The following is a 4595-nucleotide window of genomic DNA, read 5'->3' as shown; positions in this document are numbered from 1 at the left end:
GCGCACGTCCCGGCCCAGTGGGGCGGCCAGCCGGCCCCCGGCTCGTTCCCGCCCGGCATGATGCCGCCCGGCTACCCGGCGGCGCAGCGCCCGTGGGCCACCCCGCCGGCCCGGCGCGGCGAGCCGACGCAGCGGCCGGCCAGCATGACGCTGCTCTACATCTGGATCCTGCTCTTCGGGTTCGTCGGCACCCAGTTGGCGTGGACGCTGCGGCCGTTCTTCGGTGACCCGGGTCAGGACTTCTCGCTCTTCCGCAGCATCGACGGCAACTTCTACGCGGAGATCCTGCGGACGATCGCCAACCTCTGACCCCTCGACTACCGGGAAAACCCTGGTTGCCGCCCTTGGTTACCGAGAAGTAACGTCGGGCTATGACCATCGACTCCCGCCAGGTGGCGGCCGGCATCCTGGAAGCGGTGCCGTTCGCCCGGACGCTCGGCATCGAATTCGTCGAGGTGGCACCGGAGGCGGACGGCGGGGTGCGGGCCGTCGTCCGGCTTCCCGACACGCCGGCCACCCACAACCACATCGGCGGCCCGCACGCCGGGGCGATGTTCACGCTCGGCGAGACGGCCTCCGGCACGGTCGTGCTGGCCGCCTTCGGGCAGCTGCTCGACCGTTGCGTGCCGCTCGCCGTCCGGGCCGAGATCGCCTACCGCAAGGTGGCCCGGGGGCCGGTGCTGGCCACCGCGCGGCTCGCGCGCCCCGCCCCGGAGGTGATCGCCGAGCTGGAGTCCGGTCGGCGGCCCGAGTTCGCCGTCGAGGTGGAGATCGCCACCGAGGACGGCACGCCCACCTCGGCACTGACGGTGATCTGGACGTTACGGCCGAACTGAGCCACGCCACGGGCGGCCGAAAACGGGTTTGCGGGCCCGGCCGGGTGGTTAGATTCGTACCGTGCTGGGCCTACCTGCTCATGTGACCGCCTGTCTCTTCGATCTGGACGGTGTGCTGACGCAGACCGCCCGGGTGCACAACGCCGCCTGGACGAAGACGTTCGACGAGTTCCTGCGGCAACGCGCCACGACGACCGGAGAACCCTTCCAGCCGTTCGACCCCGGCCCGGACTACAACCGCTACGTCGACGGCCGGCCCCGCGCCGACGGCGTCCGGTCTTTCCTCGCCTCCCGGGGCATCGTGCTTCCCGAGGGCACCCCCGACGACCCGCCGGACGCCGACACCGTCAACGGTGTCGGCAACCGCAAGAACGTCCTGCTGCTGGAACAGCTGCGCACCTCCGGTGTCGAGGTCTACCCGGGTTCGGTGCGCTATCTGCGGGCGGCGACCGCCGCCGGGCTGCGTCGGGCGGTGGTCACCGCGAGCGCGAACGGGCGCGAGGTGGTCGCCGCGGCCGGCCTGGAGGACCTGTTGGAGGCGCGGGTCGACGGGCTCGTGGCCCGCGAGCAGAAGCTGCGCGGCAAGCCGCAGCCCGACACCTTCCTGGCCGGGGCCAGGATCCTCGGAGTGGACCCCACCCAGGCCGCCGTCTTCGAGGACGCGCTCTCCGGAGTGGCCGCCGGCCGGGCCGGCGGTTTCGGGTACGTGATCGGTGTGGACCGGGTGGGACAGGCCGACGAACTGCTCGCACACGGCGCCGACATCGTGGTGAAGGATCTCGCCGACCTGCTCGACGTGGGCGACGCCGACCCGCCGGCACCACGTCCCGCGGGCGACACCGCTGGCCGGACGCCAACCGGCGACCGGGGTCTCGCGTGATCCGGGAACGGGCCTATCCCGTCGAGCCCTGGCACATCCGGGAGACCCGGCTGGACATGGACGTGCTCGCCCAGTCGGAGTCGGTCTTCGCGCTCTCCAACGGGCACGTAGGTCTGCGCGGCAACCTCGACGAGGGCGAGCCGCACGGCCTGCCCGGCACCTACCTCAACTCCTTCTACGAGCTGCGTCCGCTGCCGTACGCGGAGGCCGGCTACGGGTTCCCCGAGTCCGGGCAGACAATCGTCAACGTCACCAACGGCAAGCTGATCCGGCTGCTCGTCGACGACGAACCGCTCGACGTCCGCTACGGCGAGCTGCTGTCGCACGAGCGGGTCCTCGACATGCGGGCCGGCACCCTGCACCGGGAGCTGCACTGGCGCTCGCCGGCCGGCCGCGAGGTCAAGGTCCGCAGCACCCGGCTCGTGTCGTTCACCCAGCGGTCGGTCGCCGCGATCAGCTACGAGGTGGAGGCCGTCGACGGCCCGCTGCGGCTGATCGTCCAGTCCGAACTGGTCGCCAACGAGTCACTCCCGGCGCAGAGCAAGGACCCCCGGGTCGCGGCCGTGCTGGAATCGCCGTTGCAGGCCGAGGAGGAGCTGACCACCCCGGACGGCGGGCAGCTGATCCACCGCACCAAGGTCTCCGGGCTGCGGGTGGCCGCCGCCATGGAGCACGAGGTGCACGGCCCGGACCACACCACAATCGAGTCCGAGGGGTACGAGGACTGGGTACGCACCACCATCGGTTGCGTGCTCCGCCCCGGCGAGAAGCTGCGGGTGGTCAAGTACCTGACGTACAGCTGGTCCAGCCGCCGTTCCCTGCCCGCGCTCCGCGACCAGGTCGGCGCGGCGCTCGCCGGGGCCCGACTGGACGGCTGGGACGGCCTGCACCGGGAGCAGCGCAACTACCTCGACCAGTTCTGGGACGCGGCCGACGTGCTGGTCGAGGGCGACCCGGAGATCCAGCAGGCCGTGCGGTTCGGTCTGTTCCACGTGCTCCAGGCCGGTGCCCGAGCCGAGCAGCGGCCGATCTCGGCGAAGGGGCTGACCGGTCCCGGCTACGACGGGCACGCCTTCTGGGACACCGAGATGTTCGTCCTGCCGGTGCTCACGTACACCCAGCCGAGCGCGGTGCGCAGCGCGTTGCAGTGGCGGCACAGCACGCTCGAGCAGGCCCGGGAACGGGCCGAGACGCTCGGCTTCAAGGGCGCCGCCTTTCCCTGGCGGACCATCGAGGGGCCGGAGTCCTCCGGGTACTGGCCGGCCGGCACCGCGGCGTTCCACATCGCCGCCGACATCGCCGACGCGGTCCGCCGGTACGTGCTGGTCACCGGGGACACCGTCATGGAGCGGGAGATCGGGCTGGAGCTGCTGGTGGAGACCGCCCGGCTGTGGCGCTCGATCGGGCACCACGACCGGCACGGCCAGTTCCACATCGACGGTGTCACCGGCCCCGACGAGTACACGGCGGTGAAGAACGACAACGTCTACACCAACCTGATGGCCCAGCGGAACCTGCTCACCGCCGCCGAGGTCGTGATGCGCTACCGCGACGAGGCGTTCCACCTCGGGGTCACCGACGAGGAGGCGGCGAGCTGGCGGGACGCGGCCACCTCGATGCACGTGCCGTACGACCACGAGCTGGACGTGCACCAGCAGGTGGAGGGGTTCACCCGGCTGCAGGAGTGGGACTTCCCGCACACGCCCGCGGAGAAGTACCCGCTGCTGCTGCACTACCCGTACTTCGATCTGTACCGCAAACAGGTGGTCAAGCAGGCCGACCTGGTCCTGGCCATGCACTGGCGGGGGGACGCGTTCACCCCCGAGCAGAAGGTGCGCAACTTCCTCTACTACGAACGACGGACCGTCCGCGACTCGTCGCTGTCGGCCTGCACCCAGTCGGTGCTGGCCGCCGAGGTGGGCCATCCCGACCTGGCGCACATCTACCTGCGCGAGGCCGCGCTGATGGACCTGCACGACCTCAACGAGAACACGCGCGACGGCGTGCACATGGCCTCGCTGGCCGGCGCGTGGCTCGCCCTGGTCAGCGGGCTCGGCGGGCTGCGCGATCACGACGACGAGCTGTCGTTCGCGCCCCGACTCTCCAGCCGGCTCACCCGCCTGGAGTTCTCCCTCCAGTGGCGCGGGCTGGCGCTGCGGGTGGACGTCCGGCCGCACCAGACGACGTACTCGCTGCGCCACGGTGGCCCGGACGACGTCGTGGAGCTACGCCACCACGACCAGATGCTGCGCGTCACCTGCGACGAGCCGGTGACCGTGCCGGTGCCGCCGGCCGAACCCTCGGGACCGCCGCCGGAGCAGCCACCGGGTCGGTCGCCGCTGTTGCGGCTGCCCGAGCACGAGCAGTGACGGCCGGGGCGGGAGTGTTCCCGCCCCGGCCGCCACGCGCGTACGTCAGACCGGCTCGCCGGTCGAGGGCCGTCCGATGGCGTCCCGCGGCGCGGCCGCCTTGGGATCGTCGGGCAGCCGGGCCGAGGCGGCCTGGTCCCCGAAGTCCTGGTTGCGCTCCGCGTCCTGTTCACGCTGGGCGCGCTCGGCCATCTGCTGCTGCCGGGAGATCTGCTGCTTGGCCATGGTGATCCTCGCGATCCGTCGGGGCGCTGGTGCGCCGACACGGTCTGCGGTCGGTCGTCGCGTACCCGGCGGCCCACCCGGCAAACGCCGTCCCTGTGGTGCGACGCGGCGCCTGCGTGCACGTGCGACGCGGCGCCTGCGTGCACGTGCGACGCGGCGGCCTGCGTGCACGTGCGACGCGGCGGCCTGCGTGCACGTGCGACGTGGCGGCCTGCGGGCGCTGCGGCGTGGCGGGCGCGGGCTGCGTGCGCGTGCGATGCGGCGGGCCGCGGGCGCGCGTGCGTC

Annotated in this window: 4 protein-coding genes and 1 pseudogene; 4 read left to right on the top strand and 1 reads right to left on the bottom strand. The window is 72.3% G+C overall.

From position 1 onward, the window contains the following. The 4 genes and pseudogenes from B0E54_RS32115 to B0E54_RS32100 all read left to right on the top strand — a co-directional run. Positions 1 to 309, top strand: a pseudogene (locus B0E54_RS32115) (hypothetical protein); the annotation flags it as partial. Between the two features lie 62 nt (positions 310 to 371). Next, complete coding sequence (locus B0E54_RS32110) at positions 372 to 836, top strand: DUF4442 domain-containing protein (protein ID WP_234591599.1); 465 nt, start codon at positions 372 to 374, stop codon at positions 834 to 836. 61 nt (positions 837 to 897) lie between these two features. Further along, positions 898 to 1716 (top strand): HAD family phosphatase, encoded by an 819-nt coding sequence (locus tag B0E54_RS32105; protein ID WP_234591598.1) that lies wholly within the window; start codon positions 898 to 900, stop codon positions 1714 to 1716. Beyond that, positions 1713 to 4085: a glycoside hydrolase family 65 protein gene (locus B0E54_RS32100; protein WP_234591597.1), complete on the top strand. Its 2373-nt coding sequence runs from the start codon at positions 1713 to 1715 to the stop codon at positions 4083 to 4085. The genes B0E54_RS32105 and B0E54_RS32100 overlap by 4 nt, the downstream gene beginning before the upstream one ends. Before the next feature lie 45 nt (positions 4086 to 4130). On the opposite strand, the gene B0E54_RS32095 is transcribed toward B0E54_RS32100, so the two are convergent. Next, entirely contained in the window at positions 4131 to 4310 is a 180-nt protein-coding gene (locus tag B0E54_RS32095) for a hypothetical protein (protein WP_234591596.1), read from the bottom strand. Positions 4311 to 4595 lie beyond the last annotated feature (285 nt).

This window comes from Micromonospora sp. MH99 (assembly GCF_021442385.1).
Classification (GTDB): Bacteria; Actinomycetota; Actinomycetes; order Mycobacteriales; family Micromonosporaceae; genus Micromonospora.
Note: the sequence above shows the minus strand (reverse complement) of the source record. Positions and strands in the feature narration are given on the sequence as shown.